The following is a 16,688-nucleotide window of genomic DNA, read 5'->3' as shown; positions in this document are numbered from 1 at the left end:
ACAAGTGAGCAGTTTCAATTAGCCAGACTGGGCACTTTCAATGAGCGCCGTCAGTGGCCGACAGGGCAGATCGTCTGCGTTTCCGACCACGTCACGTTGCTGTGCATGATCCCTGAGGGGCCAGACCGCACCCGCGTTGTCGGCTATTGGCTGTTTCAGCAGACAGACCTAGACGACCCTGCCTTCGATCCTGGCCCGGCTGTGGAACTGTTCGACGTCACCAATCGCGAAGACTTTGATGCCTGCGAACGGATGCAGCGGAACACCACGACTTCGTACTGGAACTCGTCCCAAATATACGCGCCGTTCGAGTATCGCATCAGCAGCTTCCGTCGCTGGGTCGAAATCGCCATGACAGCTCCATCGATTACCGAAGCTTATGAAAACGCGGTCGCTCAGCCCTCCGGTTGGGGCGAGCTACGGCACTTCATGGGCAACAAATTCACCCCAACCTCTGACTCCATGGAGAAGACATTGTGACCTCCTTCTCAACGCTCAATCCGGCTCGTCTGCGTCTACGTCGCGTCACCACGGCAGACGCTCCCGCGATTATCGACATCGCGCGCACTGCCGGACTAGACACGAACTCGCCCTATATCTATGGGCTCTGGTGCCACGATTTCAGCGAGTACACGGCTGTCGCGGCCGACGACGACCATGTCGCGGGATTCATTATGTGCTACCCCCGTCCCGCACAGCCGGATCACCTGTTCATCTGGCAGGCCGGAGTGCTGCCCGCCTACCGTGGTCGCGGGCTGGCCGGCGACCTGCTGCATCATGTGCACACCGGCAGGTTCACCTACGTCGAATGCACCGTCACCCCGTCAAACTCGTCATCCTTGCAGTTCCTGCGGAAGTTCGCTGATGACCTCAACGCCCCGCTGAGAGTGGCGCCGTTTCTCGACGACACCGTTTTTGGAGCCACAGGCCACGAGCCCGAAGACCTCGTTTCCATTGGTCCTATCAGCTCCGATGACCACCAACCGGATACGGAGAGCAAATGACACCGGCACTCTCGACCCCAACACTCACCGGCATGGACGTGATTACCCGCCATGAATCCGCAGTGCGCAGCTACGTCCGCGCTTGGCCGATTGTGTTCGAAAAAGCGCACGGCGCATGGATGTACGACGCCGACGGCCGCGCGTACCTGGACTTCTTCGCTGGGGCAGGAGCGCTGAATTATGGCCACAACAACCCTCGGCTCAAAGAAGCGCTCATTGACCACCTAAGTGGCGACTACGTTACACACGGCCTGGACATGGCGACTCGGACGAAAGTGCAGTTCCTAGAAACGCTCCACCGCATCGTCCTCGAGCCAAGAGGTCTGGACTACCGGGTCATGTTCACCGGGCCAACGGGCACGAACGCTGTCGAGGCAGCACTGAAACTCGCGCGACTCGCCACCGGACGCGACGACGTGGTGCACTTCTCGAACTCGTTCCACGGAATGTCACTGGGGTCGCTTGCTGTTACCAGCAATCCCGTGAAGCGCGCGGGTGCCGGCGTCACGTTGACCGACACGGTGATGGCATCCTTCGATGACGACGGCATCCGGTTTCTGCGTGAGTTCTTCACGACAGCTGAAGAATACGGTCGCCGCCTGCCCGCAGCAGTGATTGTCGAAACCGTTCAGGGGGAGGGCGGAGTCAACATCGCTAGCGACTCGTGGCTACGTCAGGTGCGGCACCTGTGCACCGCACACGGGGTGATTCTCATCGTCGACGATATTCAAATGGGATGTGGTCGCACTGGCAGTTTCTTCTCGTTCGAGCCCTCAGGGATCGTGCCCGACCTAGTCACCCTGTCTAAGTCGATCAGCGGCTACGGGCTCCCCATGGCCCTGGTCCTACTCAAACCGGAACTCGACGTCTTCACCCCGGGGCAACATAACGGAACCTTCCGAGGAAACAACGCCGCATTCGCGACCGCCACTGTTGCGCTCGAAACTTATTGGAAATCCGAAACGTTCATCCAGTCCGTGGACCGCAAGAACAGTCTCGCCACAGAACAGCTCCAAGAACAGCTCGTCGGCCACCCCGATATCTCGGCAATTCGTAGCAAGGGACTCGTGTTCGGGATCAGTTGCACAGACGGCCCGACCGCCAGTCGTATCGCCGCCCAAGCGTTCGATACCGGCCTGCTCGTAGAGACGTGCGGCTCCCGCGGGGAAGTCGTAAAACTTCTTCCGCCACTCACCATCACCGACGACGAGCTGACGCAAGGACTCGACCGGTTGGCCAAAGCCTGCATCCTCACCGCGCAGGGGGCAGCATGATCGTCACCGACAGCAGTGACATCGTCGGCACACCGCGCGATGTCACCGCCGAAAACGGCACCTGGTCAAGCCTGAGGCTAGTCGTCGCCAACGACAATGTGGGGTTCTCACTGCATGACACAACCGTCGCCGCTGGCACTACGAACCGATTTCATTACGCCCACCACATTGAAGCGGTCCTGATCATTGACGGCATCGGTGCGGTCACCGACCTCCGCACAGGCGACGAACACGCTCTCTCTCCAGGCGTGCTGTATCTCCTCAACGATCACGACGAACATATCTTGCACGCCGAGACCCAGATCCGAGCAATCTGTGTCTTCAATCCCGCGACCTCGGGGACAGAGCGCCACGATGCCACGGGCGCCTACCCCGCGCTCAACTAACGGCAGATGATGTCACCGCAGAAAACCCGACACCATGCAGACGGGGCGGAGGCTGCTTTTCAGCAGTTGACGACTCCGCTGGTGCAGATCGTGTTGCCCATCATCACGCTGACTTTCGCCGCGGCGACCGGGTTGCTGTATCGACTGCCGCTCAGCATCGGCGCGGTTGTCGCCTTAGGTGCGGCAACCATCGGATTCGCCGTGAGCCAGCTCGCCCTACAGGCGCAAGGAGCGGTCCTCGTCTTGCGGGATCGCAGATGGCTTGTGCCGGCAGCCGACGTCGCGACGTGCGTTATCTCCGTGGTCACGCTATTCCTGATCGCACTACGGTAGCCTCCGTCCCCATCAATCGCCCTCGCGACACCCTAGAAGTTCTGGTGTCGGACTCGGTCAGCTTGCCGCTGGCAGCCGAGCCTGTTTGGGCTCGATGACTTCGGTGGTGTACTTCTTGCCCCACTCGTTGAGAGCGGTCACAAATGGTTCGAGCGCTTGCCCTAGGTCGGTCAACGAGTACTCCACGCGCGGGGGAACCTCTGGATACGCTTCGCGACGCACGATGCCGTCACACTCCAACTCCCGCAGTTGACGGGTCAGCACCCGAGGGGTCACCGGCCCCACCGCGCGCCTCAACTCGCCATAACGCAGCGGGCCGTCAAGAAGATGCTTGACGATCGTCATTTTCCACGCGCCACCTAACACCGCGATACTGACCTCGACGGGACAGACTTCAAAAGCTCTGCGCACAGTGTCACGAAGCACCTCCTGGTCGGTTCCAACCGTCACCACTCTGCTCCTTTCACGAACCTGAATTGCTAATGCGCGTGATCATACCTTATGGACAGAATTGTGCATACTACCGGCCTGGGCCTCTATGCGATATTCAATAGGTATGAGCGATACACATACCGTGCACGCGAGTACTCGCCGCGCCATCCACCCCGCCTGGCGAATGACCGCCCTTGCTGCGGCCGCGCTTCTAGCCGCCGGCTCGTACACCACCATCGCCGGACTCATTACCGATCCACTGGTGATGACAGAAGGCTGGAGCCGGGCCGAAATCGGCATCGCCGTGTCGATCAACATGGTCTTGTACGGGGCTGTCGCACCGTTCAGTGCCGCGTTGATGGACCGCTACGGGCTGCGACGTATCGCTTCCGCCGCACTCACCTTGTTGACGTTCAGCTCGGTACTTCTGGTTACCGTCACCCCTAACACCGGATGGTTCATCCTCTGGTGGGGCGTACTCGTCGGCACCGGCACCGGTGCGATCACGATGGTCTTCGGAGCAACCGTGGCCAACCGTTGGTTCGTGCACCGCATCGGACTCGCTACCGGAATCCTCACTGCAGCCAGCGTCGTCGGCCAGTTCGCCATGCTCCCTGTGCTCTCCATGCTCATGACCCATCACGGCTGGCACGCGCCAGTCATCACGTGCGGCGCCCTCGCCGGCGCCGCAGCACTCCTGGTCACTGTCGGTTTGCGTAACCAGCCTTCTGACCTTGGTATCACCCGCTATGGTGCGGATCCCGAAACCGATGTCGGCAACACCGCTCCTGGCGTTGCGGAAAAAGCACTGAGCCGCACCCTGCGCGTACTCCTCGCATGCCTGCGCAATCCCCGGTTCTGGCTCCTGGCCATGATGTTCTTCCTCTGCGGAGCCACCACCAACGGGCTCATGTGGTCGCACTTCACCCCCGCCGCCCACGATCACGGCATGGTCCCCACCGCAGCGTCGAGCCTGCTCGCGCTGATCGGTTTCGCCAACATCGCCGGCACCATTTCCTCCGGGTGGCTCACCGATCGCATCGAACCTCGAATCCTGCTCGCATCATTCTTTCTGGTTCGCGGAATCACTTTGGCCATCCTGCCGACCATCTTCACCAGCCAAATTGACCCAGGCCTCATCACCTTCGCCATCGCCTTCGGCATCCTCGACGTCGCCACCGTCCCGCCCACCATCGCCCTGTGCCGCCACTACTTTGGAACCGACAGCGCCCTCGCATTCGGCTGGGTCAACGTCTTCCACCAACTGGGCGCCGGCGCAATGGCCATCACCGGAGGCATCATCCGCGACGCCGACGGCACCTACACCCCCGTATGGATCATCGGAGCAATCCTGTGCACCGTAGCCGCCGTACTCGGCGCGATCACCACAAAGATCCACACCCCCCGGCCCCGGCGGAATGGCACCCAAACCGCTGCACCTAGCATCGGCTGACCGCAAACCCTCGAAATCACGGAACGCGGGTCGGCATTTGATCGCAGTTCAACGCGGCACTGCCGCTTGCGCTTGACAAACACGTGGAAAACCATGCGTGGGGCGATTCGCAAGTGTGCCTCAACCACGCTCGCACCAGTGCGACCTCTGTCGATCATGTTCGTCGCCGACTTCGACCATTAGACAACGGCGCTGATCAACTCATAGGCAGCGCCAGCGCGCTACCGCCTGGGCGTTACGTCCGCCGCATCAAACCAATGGGCTGGGTAACGGTTCCGGGACGAACGTTATCGAGTGCGTCTATGGCATCGAGGACGATCTGAGCCATGGTCTCGACGGGCTCGTGCTCCCATAATCGGCAGACGGTCCACCCAGCGATCTCTAGTGCCTCGGTCTGCGTCTGGTCGCGCACCACATTGCGCGCCAGCTTCGGTGTCCAATAGTCGGTGTTCTTCGCTGGCTGACGGCCATGATGGGGGCAGCAATGCCAGAAACAGCCGTCAACAAACACCGCGAGTCGACGCCGCGTGAAGGCAATGTCAGGCCGGACCAGCCTGCCGTTGAGGCGGATGGCGAAGTCCTTTCGGTAGCGCAGGCCTCGTCGGTGCAGTTCGCGTCGAAGCGCCATCTCGGGTTTGGTGTTGGCTCGTTTGATCGCGGCCATGTTGCGCGATCGGCCAGCGGTCGTCGTGTAGGGAGTAGCGGGCGAAGCGTTCGGCGAGCCATCGCCGCGCGAAGGTGTCGGTGCCATACGGTGTCCAGTGTCGCTTGGTTGCATTAGACAGCGCAACGCAGGTAGTATGCGAACAATTGTTCGAACAATGCAGAGGGGTGCGGGTGTCCGGCGATTTCAGTTGCCTCGAGATTTGTGCAGGTGCCGGCGGCCAGTCGCTCGGGCTTGAGCTAGCGGGGTTCGCGCACGAAGCCGCTGTAGAGATCGAGCCGGAACCATGTGAGACGCTCCGGATTAATCGTCCAGACTGGAAAGTCATCGAGGGCGATGTCGCAGACGTCAACGGCCGCGACTTCCGGGGAATCGACCTGTTCGCTGGTGGTGTGCCCTGTCCGCCCTTCTCGATCGCGGGCAAGCAGCTCGGGCCTGACGACGACCGCGACTTGTTCCCGCAGGCGCTGCGCCTGGTCGAAGAGTCGAAGCCGAAGGCCGTCATGCTCGAGAACGTGCGGGGGCTATCGACGGCAAAGTTTCAGTCCTACCGTGCCTACATTCAGGGCCGCCTTGAAGAGCTGGGGTACGAGAGCCAGTGGCAGGTTCTGAACGCATGCGAGTTCGGCGTGCCCCAGCTACGCCCACGGTTCATTCTTGTCGGGCTGCGCAAGACCTACATGAAGAAATTCAAATGGCCGTCTGCTGATGGCTCGGCAGCGACCGTCGGTGAGACCCTTCTGCCGCTGATGGCTCGCGATGGCTGGGCGGGTGCCGAAGCCTGGGCAGCACGCGCCGACGGTATTGGACCGACGATCGTCGGAGGCTCGCGCAAGCATGGGGGAGCGGATCTTGGGCCGACGCGTGCCAAGGCGGCGTGGCTGAACCTCGGGGTCGACGGCAAGGGCATCGCCGATGCCGGCCCGAACGAAGAGACCCCGGTGAACCACACCCCGCGGCTCACCCTTGAAATGGTGGCCGCGATTCAAGGATTCCCGCCCAACTGGGAGTTCTTCGGCCGCAAGACCGCCGCCTACCGCCAGATTGGCAACGCGTTCCCGCCGCCGGTCGCTCAGGCGGTCGGCCTCGCGATAGCGAAGGCGATTCGTCGGTAGTCTGGACTACTTTGGCGTAACCGGTTGCCGGTGTCTTCTACGGAGCGATACGGTTGATGCCTAGTTCAATCACCGTGACGAGCGAGGCAGGACGCGATGTCGACATTTCCGCGTTTCGCATTAGGGATGTCCTGCAGCCCTTTGATTGAATTACAAGGATGCAATTACCGGTCGGATTCTCAGCCTCGGGCGCACCACCGTCTGCTGGCCGGTCGACCGCTGCCGGGCGTCCATCGACGACGAAGTCATGCGACTACAGGCGTCCTGACCTGCGAGAACGTATTGACCTAGCCGTTCCATCTACTACAATGGGTAGTAGATGGAACGGCCTCCCTCTCCGACTTCGAAGGTAATAGACATGGAACCGGCTCTTTGGCAGGCGTCATCCGCTTCAGATGTATTGCGGGACTCAGTGATTCCCGAGCCTCGCGGATTACCTGATTTTCGACCCAGTGCTGACGAATTGGATGCAGTCCAAACCTCAGTGTTTCGTGCACATTTCCGAATCGCCATGAACCCGGAACCAATGCTCGACTACTCGCTTCTGTCGCGAGCGATTCGGCACAGCCTAGACGGTCGCGGCGCGTGGATTCGCTTTGCTGAGAGTGGCGAGGTAGATGTCGCCTTCGCCGTCTTGACCAACGCTGCCGACGAGATGCGGCGGCTACAGGACTTCGCCAAGGAAGTTGCGGCCACCCTTGAACACGCCGATGCTCGCGTCATCGGATCGTCAATCCAGGAGGTTGATGTCGAAGAAGTGCTTGCATCAGTCGGCGAGCGGTCCGCGCGGCTCGTGCCGGTGGAAGATAACGACAGCTTGACGTAATTGAGACCTTTGCACCTGTCTCTCCGAGTGGCGTGCACCACTTTCTGCCCCCTACAATCTTCTGTAACCCCAGGTAGCGCTGGGGGTTAGGAGGGCAAGTGCGATGTACGAACAGCGCATTCGAGATGCTTACCCAGATCAGACGAAGAAAGTCTGCAACATCCAAGAGACCTGGGATGTCTACTTTGGCGAGAACCCGAACGCCAGTCTGAGTGAATTCGGCTTAACAAGCATGACATTCGATGCTCTACGGGGGTTGTCAGAGAACGAAGCGACGCTCGTGCTGCGGACGCTCTGTTTCGCCCTCAGGGAGAACAGACGTCAGCGAGCGGCCGCTGGTCGACCGGTCGTGGGCTATGTGCCGTCAGGCGTGACCGGGGAGGGTGTGGCAACTCGCTGGAGTCGAGACTTTGCCTAGCAACAAGGCAGAGCCGGTCATGAATCGCGGTTCTGAGTTCGTCGTTGCTTTGCGGCTCTGATCGTGCCCGGTATGCTGTCCGGCCACGTAGCCGATTTCGTGAGTTGGTAGTACACCCGAACCCTGCCTCGCTCACGTCGCTTCTTGTGTTTGTAGTTCCACCCGAGCTTTCGTAGTTCGCGCAGACGACGTTGCCAATCGTCTTGGGGCTCTTTGGCGCTGGCTACGGCTTCCAACAAATCTGACGGAACCCAGCGGTCTTTGCCGAAAGCCGCGAGCAGTTCGCCGAGTCGCTGTCGTGGATCGGCAAAGCTCGCAGCTTGCCTGATTTCACTTTCAAATCTCTCGAATGTCGAGAAATGCGCCTTCTTTCCGGCGTTGCACTCTTGGCACAATGGCTGGAGATTCTCGCGGACAGTCTTGCCGCCCCATGACCGTGGCAGCTTGTGGTCGACGTCCAACTCGACCCCATGTTTCAGCGGCGTCTTGCCACACATAGCGCAACGTTGTACTTGCAGTACTTGAGCACGGAGCGCGCGACTCGGTCTCGGGTCGTTGGCCGCGTCCGAGGCGGAGGGTTTCATGCCGACCAGCAGGTACCTAGGGCGCCGTCCGTTGGGCACTTTCTGAATCTCAAAGAGCGGGCTGAGCTCACGCCTTCGCCGACCGCGGTTCGAGTGCGTCTCCCCACTCAGCGCAGCAAGGTGGTCTTCAATCTCGGTTTCTGTCGGTGGGTCATCGCGGCGCTCGTACAGGAACGAGTAGATCCGGCGTACCTCCGCCGCAGGAACAAGCTGCTTGAGGTCGTCGCTCTCGGGCAAAGGCAGTGGGAGGAGGCTCTCGGTGTCTTTCATTGGCAGGGGCGCTCTCCGGAGTCGCTTCGAGTGAGCATGTCAAAGAGGTTGAGCTGTGTCGGTAGAGGAGTTCGGTATCGCGATAGCTGCCGTCGGCTGGTTTTGGGCATCGCGCGGAGTTCAGTCCGCTGCGCGAAAACAGCTCGTGCCAGGTTGGCCATCTCGACAGTGGATGGAGCGTAGAGCACGAATAACGGCACCCCGCGGGAGTTGTTTGCGTCCAGCCCGCAGCCTGCTTCGACGGCCAGCGGAATCAGGTTGCGTAGTCGGGGTTCGGCCGTCGCGAAGAACACGACAGGACAGTCCGACCACGACCGCTCCGCGTGACTTCGGCAACTCGCCGCTGGGTAGTAGCCGGTACAGGCAAGTGCGTACACCAAGCCGGCGACTCCAACCTCCAGTCCGTTGAGACCAGTGAAGGCGTCTGCAACATCGTCCGGCAGCGGCTCATTTAAGACGAAGGCTTCTAGGTCTCGAGCGACTTCGTCGAATTGGGCAGCGTCTCGGCAAGTCCACTCAAGGAAGGCCAGTCCAACTTCTTCAGAGGCGATGACCGCCGCGGTATCTGCCACGGACGGCGATAGGATCGGCCAGGCGTCTTGGAAGTAGGCGAAGCCCTCCTCGTCGATATCGGACGGCGCAGGCTGCCAGAAGTCAGTTGACTCGAACGTCTCGCGGACGTGGATATCGACGTCGTAGGTCGGAATCAACGCAACCTCCCTGCTGTTGTGGGGTAGCACTAGCGATTCCAGTAGAACAGGCAGCACCGACAATCGGCGTTGCGTATGTCTCGTGTCGGTGCGGCGCGATACGGTGCCTGCGTGATGCTGGAAGGGTTCTTCAGCGACGAGCGGGCGCCTGACCCTGCGCTGAATGAGGTTCGAGACGAGATCCTTCGCCTCGACCCGGATGGTTCTCGATGGGCTGCAGTCATTCGGCACACGTACGACATGATCTACAACGGCCAAGAGACTGGCAGGTATCGCTGGGATCAGCTCATGAAGACTGAGAAGACCCATTTCGGCACGCTGTTCGAAATCAACGCGCAGCGTGAGTTCGGCTTCGATGGTGGCGATGAGACCGACTACCGGATTGCCGGTCACCAAGTGGACGCAAAGTGGAGTCAGTCCATGGGAGGATGGATGCTTCCTCCTGAGGTCTTCGATGAGCTTGCCCTAGTTGCAACAGGCGATGACGCGCAGTCCCGCTGGTCACTGGGACTAATCCGTGCGACCGCTGGCGTGCGCCGCGTGGGTCACAATCGTGACAAGAAGAGCCAGCTCAACGAACTCGGACGCCAACGAGTCGAATGGATCTGGCGCGACGCTGAACTGCGGCCGAATGTGTTGCTCCAGCTTCCGCGGCATGTGGTCGACCACATTTTCGACCACCGCCACGGGACCGAACGGACCAATCGCCTGTTCCGAGCTGCTGAGGGCATGCTTGTTCACCGGAATGCCGTCGCGACGGTAAGCCGCCAGCTCGATGCCCAGAAGCGAGTTCGCTACAACGGAGGAGCGCGCTCAGCCCTTCAACCAGAGGGCTACATCATCCTCAGTGGGATGTACCACCGTGAGCTCGCAGTTGAGTTCGGAGTGCCCGTCCCGAACGCCGACGAGTACGTCTCGTTGCGGATTGTACCGTCGGACCGAGGAGTGAGACTCGGCGTGAGAAGTTGGCGGCGTGCACAACTAGCCGATGCTGGCGGAACGCCGGCTCCAAAGATTAGAGAGTAGGCACACAATTTGAGAGGAAGAGTAGTTCAGTCATGAACCATGACGAAGTAACTGAGGACGACGAGCAAATCGAAGCTCCCGACGGCGAGGACAACGGTCTCGACGATGCTGCCCGACTTCCTGCTGAAGGCGACCGAGCTTCGTGGCTGGATGATGCTTCACAAGAGATCGACGACAACTCGGTTCTCGAGTACGATATAGTGTCGTCTCCAAATGACTGGAATTTCGCAACAATTGTCAATTTCATCGAGTCGGGTGCGATCAAGATTCCCGCATTTCAGAGAAACTATATTTGGGATAAAAAGCGGGCTTCAAAGCTCATCGAGTCGCTTCTGATAGGTTTGCCGGTACCTCAAGTCTTTTTGTATGAAGAAGGTAAGAATAACTTCATTGTGATCGATGGGCAGCAGCGACTATTGACCCTATTTTTCTTTGCGAAGGGGAGATTTCCGCTTCCAAAGATTCGAAGCGAGCTCCGTCCGAGCCTGAATGCCGGTATCATCAGCGATGACGTCCTGCATGACAGAGACTACTTTACGGACTTCAAGCTCACGCTTGCCAAATCTGTGACGGGTAAGAAGAATAGATATCACGGATTTTCGTATATGAGTCTGAAAGATGACAAAACTACGCTGAATCTTCGCACAATCAGAAACGTGGTCGTAAAACAGACGAGCCCCGATGGCGATAGCGCGATGTACGAGATATTTAGCCGTTTGAACACAGGCGGGGTGAACCTCACTCCACAGGAAATACGGGCGAGCCTCTATCATTCGCAGGTGATTGATTCGCTACTTGATTTGAATCTCAAGCCACAGTGGAGAAATCTTGTCGGTCAGTCTAGCCCGGATTCGCGAATGCGCGACACCGAGTTCTTGTTGCGCAGCCTTGCGCTCGCGCGAGGTCTGGACGAATTCAGCGGATCGATGACCGGGTTCGTAAATAAGTTCTGCGAGAGTGTCAAGTCGTTTTCGGATTCACAAGCGGAAGGCGCAATCTCGGATTTGCGAACTTTCATTGAGTCTTTCGCAGGTGGTGGGGCGGAAATATTCTCGCGTGGCGGAAAGTTTAGCGGCGTTCTTTTTGAGAGTATCTTTGCCGCTTGGGTACGATGTGGCCGTCCGGAAATTGATGCGAACGATTTGGTCGAGGCAGTTTCGGACGTCAAAACTAGTGCAGGATTTGCGGGCACCCTGCAAGAGGGGTCAACGAAGTCGGTAAATATTACTGCCAGGGTAAGGCTCGCTGAAGATGCCCTGAACGCAATGTCATGACTGCTACACCTGAGACTCATGATGGCCCCGTAGAGGCGCTGTACGAAGACTACTGCGTATTGCGAGATGATTTATCCACTCGCAGCCCTTCCGGGCTGGCAGCCCTGAACCGATCGTATCATAAGGTGCTGCTGATCGCGGCTGCAAGTTCTCTCGAGAGTCAAGTCAAGAAGTACCTTGCTGCGGCATTCGAAGAGAAAGGGGGAGGAATTCTCGCTGCGTTTCTTGAGAAGCGCGTCCTGGCGCGGAATTATCATACGATGTTCGACTGGCAAAAGGAGAAGGCGAAACCATTCTTTAGCAGTTTTGGTCAGGATTGTGGGAAGAACTTCGCCGCGCAGATTCGCTCCAACCCCGATTTCGCAGAACAGCACTCCGCGTTTATGCGAATTGGATCGTTGAGAAACGGACTCGTGCATCAAGACTACGCAACTTTCAGTCTTGAGTATACGCCCGAAGATCTTATTAAAATGTATCGCTTGGCTCGTGAGTTTCCTAACAATTTTGAGCGCCTAATATTTGAGGAGGTTGCCGTAGCTGACGTCTGATTTCAAGGCTTCGTGGCACGAGAAGTCACTATCTCGCCGATGGACCGGCCGGGCGCCACAGTGTTCCCGGCCTCGACCACTGTTTCTGGGCGACCTTGGTTGTCGCGGTTGCCTGGCCGACATAGTGGTCGATGGGATCCGGCGAACAGCGCAGGAACGTACCTGGACTTCGCGTGAGGTGAACTAGGCGCTGGTAACCCTAAGCTTTTCGGGCACTGCTTCTTCGGCGAAGTGTTTATTTACGTAGTCGATCGCGTGTTCGCGCGACGCATCATGGTTCAGTGCGTCTTTGAAGAAGCGGAGTTGATCGGTCCGCTCATCGATGATCTGCGCCCACGTCTTTACCCAGATTCGCGTCGGGGGGTCCTGGTCGCGCCAATCTGCGAGTAGTCCGAGCGGGTTGTCCTGAATATCTTTCATGGTGATACGGTCGATTTTGGCCGAGACCAGAACGAAGTCCCAGTGCGACTTCCGACCTCGAAACTGCGCATCGCTCGTTACGGCATCCGCATACGACTTGATTTGTTGTACCTCTTTGGCGGAGATGGTCACGCTGGGTCGCTTCAATTCGACGATCAGGTAGTCGTTCCTCCCAACTGCGGGCCGCGATTGCCCAAGCATGAGATCAACTCGGCCTACTGAACCGTCGTGTCGGCGAACTGGCTTTGGCTGCGTATCGGGTCCGTCGATGTGTGCGAGGTAGCGATCGAGAACCGCATCCAGGCTGCGGTCGCTTGCCATGAGGTCGTACTCTTCTCCGAAGACCCAAGTGTTCTTCTCAAGCATGGCGTGTAGCTGCGTTCGTTCCTGAGTCGACTTGTTTGTCGCAGGGTCGAAGACCATCTGCTTGAGCGCTTGCAGAAAATCGAGTCGATTCACGAGTTTAGTGTTTGCCTCGATGAGCTGGGTGATCTGCGTCCGGTCGAGGAGCGAGGCGAGACGCTTGACCTCGTGCTTAGGGAGACCCATTACGCTTTCGAGGACCTGCATCGTCTCGTCCGGGCTGTTCGCCACCGTCGCCTTCAGGAGCGCCAGCATCCCTCGTTGTTGCTTCTCGCTCTTCGGCAGTTTTCGGGCAATGGTGGTTGCCACGAAGTCGAACGTCTCACGTTCGACTCGCGCGAGTTCATCTTCTGGGTCGTCGGTGTAGGGATAGACGCCATCACTGACCCATGACTTGACCTGTTCCTCCCGCCGAGCGGCGTCGCGATCCTTGAAGTACTCCTTGATCTCCTTCCGGGCTGCAGTGACGACGTCACTAACTGGACCGTCGAGCTCACCGGCCGCGAGCTCTTCATCGCTCAAGTCATTGAAGTGGTCCCATAAAACGAACGCGGTGTACTCAAGTCCAGGTGTCTGGATGTTCGGATGTACCGACGTTCGGATGGTTCCCGTCGTGTCGCAGAGATGAATAGAACGCTCTGCGGGCTCGTTCCACTCAATGATCCGGAGCTTAGGGATCTGCCCCTTGGCATTCTTGAAATCGACCAGCTCCTTTTCGAAGCGGTGCCGCTCGGCTGCTGTAGGATCGAGTTCCGCACCCTTGAACACGATCTTCACGTCCGGGTTCTCAGTCAAGAAGACCGAGAAGGTTGCGGTCAGCCGGCCCACTGCGCTCTTGGCTTCGATGCGAGTGATGTACTTTGGCGGGTTGATCGCCTCAAAGACTGTTCCGGGGACGTCGCCAGAGATCGTGGGTTGCGTATCGCTCTCGAAGTTAGTTGGGTCGTCCACCGACCCACTGATGACCGTACGCTTCAAGTCTCCTGGCGTATTGGACGCGGTCGTCGTCCACTTGATTAGGTCGCCGAGTGCGAATCCCCGTATACGACCCTGGCCATTTCGGCCGTTCAGTTGGCGTTTGATGTTGGGAGACTTTTTGGCGGTCTGCTTCCATGAGCCACCGAGACGCCCGAAGTTTGACTGCACCTCTTCTGGCATGACGCCGTGGCCATCGTCAGTGATGGTCACTCGAGCGATGCCGTCCAGCCCGTCGGGTTCGATGTCGATGCTCACCTTGTGGGCTTCGGCATCGAGACTGTTCCAGACGAGTTCGACGACGGCGCGCACTGGATCATCTCTGTGGGCGATCCGAACTACGTAGTCGTCTTGAGCATCGATGTGGAAGCGGTTCACGCATGTAGTATTGCGCACGGCTCCGACAGGCTCCGCCGAGAGAGGTTTCGCTGTCGTGTCTCGCCGACCAGCACTCGCTTATGTGCGGGGGATGCAAGCCAAGCAGTTATTCAGGACGCGTCAGGCGTGGTGTGCCAGAACTGGGTTTCAGCGCACGACAGACCTGGGGTTTGAGTCGCTCTCACGCGTGAAACCCCGTCGATCACTTGAGAGGCCCCTGGTCTCCGGAAATCTGGATGTTTCGACACTTTCCGATTTCGGTTGAGGAGTACTAGGGGCATGCTGATGCTACGTCGTTGTTGGGTCGAAATGGGCTTGAGGTCAGAGCGGTCGTGCGGCAGGCCGACTGGGTCCGGGTGGTGGATGTGGCGACCGCTAATGCAGAGGCCTCGCGGTGCCCGGATTGTCGTGTGGTGTCCAGGTCGGTGGAGGATCGGACGGTCACTCGACCCCGCGACATCCGCTACGGGGACGATCCAATCCTGTCGCAGTGGCATGAGATACGGTCTCGCTGTGTGAACCCGGAGTGCGCACGCGCCGGGTTCACTGAATCGATCCCACAGGTGCCGCCGCGGCGGCGCACTACGATTCGTTTCGCACCCAGATCGGCCGAGCGGTTGTTGGGGCGACCCGGTCGGTCAGTGAGGTCGCGGCCGGGTTGGGCGTGTCGTGGCCAACAGCGCATGCAGCTTTCGTCGAGCACGGTGACCGGATACTGTGCTCGCCGGCACCGGTTTGGGTTCTCGGGATTGACGAGACCCGCCGCGGTAAGTCCCGCTGGACGCGGGACGTTCACGGGCGATGCTGGGTGCGCATGGATCCATGGGACACCGGATTCATCGATCTCGACCGCGATCAATGGCTACTTTGAAGAGCTGTCAACGCATCCAGTGCAAGAGCTTGCGTGTGTTCGCGCTAGCTCGAGTACTGAATAAGAATGCGCCGAAGCGCGGTCAACTTATCGTCGTCTGGCTCCTCCCTGTTCAGAAAGTCACTTATTTCATTCAATCTATCGACTGTTTGGCCAGGATCGAATCCCTCAATCGGTTCAATCAGACGTTCGACGATACTGGTGCACACCAGAACCGGCAATGAACAAAAGTTAGCCCCTCCTGGCATTGACTGAATCTTCTCGTGCTGAAGAATTGACTCGTTCTTCTCCGATTCGAGCATGAATCCATTGATTATCGCCGAGGCAACGGATGGAATGATGGAGTAGTCATCCTGCAGTGCGTCTTGCAATCGAAAGCCAAACAAGTTTAACGCTATCCGAATATACTGTCCCGCGCGATGACGGGCTTCGAATCCCGCTTCTTTGCCGCTCCATGCCAAGTCGTCTCGCACGCCGCGCTCGGGAAGGTTAGCAATGGCCGCTCGCGCATTTATAGGGGTGCGCCAAGAACTGTCCTTTTGAATTTCCTGTAGGTCTTCCTCAATGCCCACACGTATCGCGCGAATTATGATTTGTCGCCGCGATTGTTCGGACGACAAGGCTGAACTTATGTCTTGCAATGAGATGCTGATTGCATGGAACAATGCATTAGAATGAAAAATAGTTTTGTCTGCGTAACTATCGTCGGCAATCTCACTCAGGAAGTCTATCGAGAAACTCGACTTGGTCCATACGCGGTACAGAGCGCTACGAGAGAAATCGCCAGATTCTATGAGCGTGTCGAAGAAGGATGGGGACAGCTGAACCGGAAGTGCATTGGCTCGAGATCGCTGGACATACTGTTTCATCGCTGCATCGCGCGTCGAGGTCGATGAGTGGCGGTAGTTTCGTGGTTCCGGTGATCCAGCGGTCATCATCTGCTCCTGGGTGGCTACGGGTTCGTTCTACGTATGGCATCAGCCTAGTCGTTGATCGGGAGAACTGATTGGCGAAAGCTGGACAACATGCGCGCCGTCGTGGGACTATAAATCCCACAAGGCGGCATCAGGCATCCAAGGAGTTCCAATGGCCCTTCCCGAACGAATATGTGACAAGTGTGGTGAGCGTCTGACGGATGTCTTTGGCACGAACGAGGTGTACCTCGGTGGCCTGATGATCATCAGAAGCAGGCACGGGGCAGATCCGCGATTCATGCACCGCTGTCCTCCGCTGCAGCTCGTCGACCCAGAGGATCCTTCGCACGAAAGTGACGAGGTTGCGTAGTTCAGTTCCGGGGATGCCGCGATTCACTCCCACTCGATGGTGCCCGGCGGCTTACTGGTGACGTCGAGGACGACACGGTT

Annotated in this window: 17 protein-coding genes; 11 read left to right on the top strand and 6 right to left on the bottom strand. The window is 58.6% G+C overall.

Features of this window, described 5'->3' with window-relative positions; all coding sequences use genetic code 11:
- From P3L18_RS27735 to P3L18_RS27715, 5 genes are all read left to right on the top strand, one after another.
- The coding region (locus P3L18_RS27735; protein WP_276115947.1) for an SRPBCC family protein at nt 1-480 on the top strand (480 nt) is incomplete at its 5' end.
- A complete protein-coding gene (gene ectA / locus P3L18_RS27730; protein WP_276115946.1) occupies nt 477-1,004 on the top strand; it encodes a diaminobutyrate acetyltransferase in 528 nt (175 codons plus the stop codon). The genes P3L18_RS27735 and ectA, both read left to right, overlap by 4 nt.
- Nucleotides 1,001-2,278 (top strand): diaminobutyrate--2-oxoglutarate transaminase, encoded by a 1,278-nt coding sequence (ectB, locus tag P3L18_RS27725; RefSeq protein ID WP_276115945.1) that lies wholly within the window; start codon nt 1,001-1,003, stop codon nt 2,276-2,278. Before ectA ends, ectB begins: the two co-directional genes overlap by 4 nt.
- Nucleotides 2,275-2,664 carry an ectoine synthase gene (locus tag P3L18_RS27720; protein ID WP_276115944.1) on the top strand — a complete coding sequence of 130 codons (390 nt, stop codon included), beginning with the start codon at nt 2,275-2,277 and terminating at the stop codon, nt 2,662-2,664. Before ectB ends, P3L18_RS27720 begins: the two co-directional genes overlap by 4 nt.
- Nucleotides 2,665-2,670: 6 nt before the next feature.
- On the top strand, nt 2,671-2,997 hold the full coding sequence (locus P3L18_RS27715; RefSeq protein WP_276115943.1) for a hypothetical protein: 327 nt from the start codon (nt 2,671-2,673) through the stop codon (nt 2,995-2,997).
- A gap of 57 nt (nt 2,998-3,054) precedes the next feature.
- Here the strand turns inward: P3L18_RS27715 and P3L18_RS27710 are convergent, their stop codons facing one another.
- Nucleotides 3,055-3,447, bottom strand: coding sequence for a helix-turn-helix domain-containing protein (locus P3L18_RS27710; protein ID WP_276115942.1), 393 nt, complete (start codon nt 3,445-3,447; stop codon nt 3,055-3,057).
- A gap of 106 nt (nt 3,448-3,553) precedes the next feature.
- Here P3L18_RS27710 and P3L18_RS27705 point away from each other — a divergent pair, with 106 nt between their 5' ends.
- On the top strand, nt 3,554-4,882 hold the full coding sequence (locus tag P3L18_RS27705; protein ID WP_276115941.1) for an MFS transporter: 1,329 nt from the start codon (nt 3,554-3,556) through the stop codon (nt 4,880-4,882).
- 235 nt (nt 4,883-5,117) lie between these two features.
- Here P3L18_RS27705 and P3L18_RS27700 read toward each other — a convergent pair whose 3' ends face one another.
- The gene (locus P3L18_RS27700; protein WP_276115940.1) at nt 5,118-5,633 is read right to left on the bottom strand and encodes a very short patch repair endonuclease; all 516 of its coding nucleotides are present in this window, start codon (nt 5,631-5,633) and stop codon (nt 5,118-5,120) included.
- Between the two features lie 86 nt (nt 5,634-5,719).
- On the opposite strand from P3L18_RS27700, the gene P3L18_RS27695 reads away from it, so the two are divergent.
- Together P3L18_RS27695 and P3L18_RS27690 are read left to right on the top strand one after the other, a co-directional pair.
- Nucleotides 5,720-6,661, top strand: a complete 942-nt coding sequence (locus P3L18_RS27695; protein ID WP_276115939.1) for a DNA cytosine methyltransferase — start codon at nt 5,720-5,722, stop codon at nt 6,659-6,661.
- Between the two features lie 358 nt (nt 6,662-7,019).
- Nucleotides 7,020-7,487 (top strand): hypothetical protein, encoded by a 468-nt coding sequence (locus P3L18_RS27690; protein WP_276115938.1) that lies wholly within the window; start codon nt 7,020-7,022, stop codon nt 7,485-7,487.
- A gap of 435 nt (nt 7,488-7,922) precedes the next feature.
- Here P3L18_RS27690 and P3L18_RS27685 read toward each other — a convergent pair whose 3' ends face one another.
- Together P3L18_RS27685 and P3L18_RS27680 are read right to left on the bottom strand one after the other, a co-directional pair.
- A complete protein-coding gene (locus P3L18_RS27685; protein ID WP_276115937.1) occupies nt 7,923-8,759 on the bottom strand; it encodes an HNH endonuclease signature motif containing protein in 837 nt (278 codons plus the stop codon).
- Nucleotides 8,756-9,469: a hypothetical protein gene (locus P3L18_RS27680; protein ID WP_276115936.1), complete on the bottom strand. Its 714-nt coding sequence runs from the start codon at nt 9,467-9,469 to the stop codon at nt 8,756-8,758. Before P3L18_RS27680 ends, P3L18_RS27685 begins: the two co-directional genes overlap by 4 nt.
- A 114-nt stretch (nt 9,470-9,583) precedes the next feature.
- Here P3L18_RS27680 and P3L18_RS27675 point away from each other — a divergent pair, with 114 nt between their 5' ends.
- Genes P3L18_RS27675 through P3L18_RS27665 form a run of 3 tightly spaced genes read left to right on the top strand, consistent with a single transcriptional unit; the run spans nt 9,584 to nt 12,317 of the window.
- Nucleotides 9,584-10,495 (top strand): NaeI family type II restriction endonuclease, encoded by a 912-nt coding sequence (locus P3L18_RS27675; RefSeq protein ID WP_276115948.1) that lies wholly within the window; start codon nt 9,584-9,586, stop codon nt 10,493-10,495.
- Between the two features lie 32 nt (nt 10,496-10,527).
- Complete coding sequence (locus P3L18_RS27670; RefSeq protein ID WP_276115935.1) at nt 10,528-11,769, top strand: DUF262 domain-containing protein; 1,242 nt, start codon at nt 10,528-10,530, stop codon at nt 11,767-11,769.
- Nucleotides 11,766-12,317 (top strand): HEPN domain-containing protein, encoded by a 552-nt coding sequence (locus P3L18_RS27665; protein WP_276115934.1) that lies wholly within the window; start codon nt 11,766-11,768, stop codon nt 12,315-12,317. Before P3L18_RS27670 ends, P3L18_RS27665 begins: the two co-directional genes overlap by 4 nt.
- 183 nt (nt 12,318-12,500) lie before the next feature.
- Here P3L18_RS27665 and P3L18_RS27660 read toward each other — a convergent pair whose 3' ends face one another.
- Both P3L18_RS27660 and P3L18_RS27655 read right to left on the bottom strand, forming a co-directional pair.
- Nucleotides 12,501-14,453, bottom strand: coding sequence for an ATP-binding protein (locus tag P3L18_RS27660; protein WP_276115933.1), 1,953 nt, complete (start codon nt 14,451-14,453; stop codon nt 12,501-12,503).
- Between the two features lie 915 nt (nt 14,454-15,368).
- Nucleotides 15,369-16,259 (bottom strand): hypothetical protein, encoded by an 891-nt coding sequence (locus P3L18_RS27655; RefSeq protein ID WP_276115932.1) that lies wholly within the window; start codon nt 16,257-16,259, stop codon nt 15,369-15,371.
- Between the last annotated feature and the right edge of the window lie 429 nt (nt 16,260-16,688).

This window comes from Gordonia sp. N1V (assembly GCF_029269935.1).
Lineage (GTDB): Bacteria > Actinomycetota > Actinomycetes > Mycobacteriales > Mycobacteriaceae > Gordonia > Gordonia polyisoprenivorans.
This window is presented reverse-complemented; position numbering and strand designations above follow the sequence as displayed.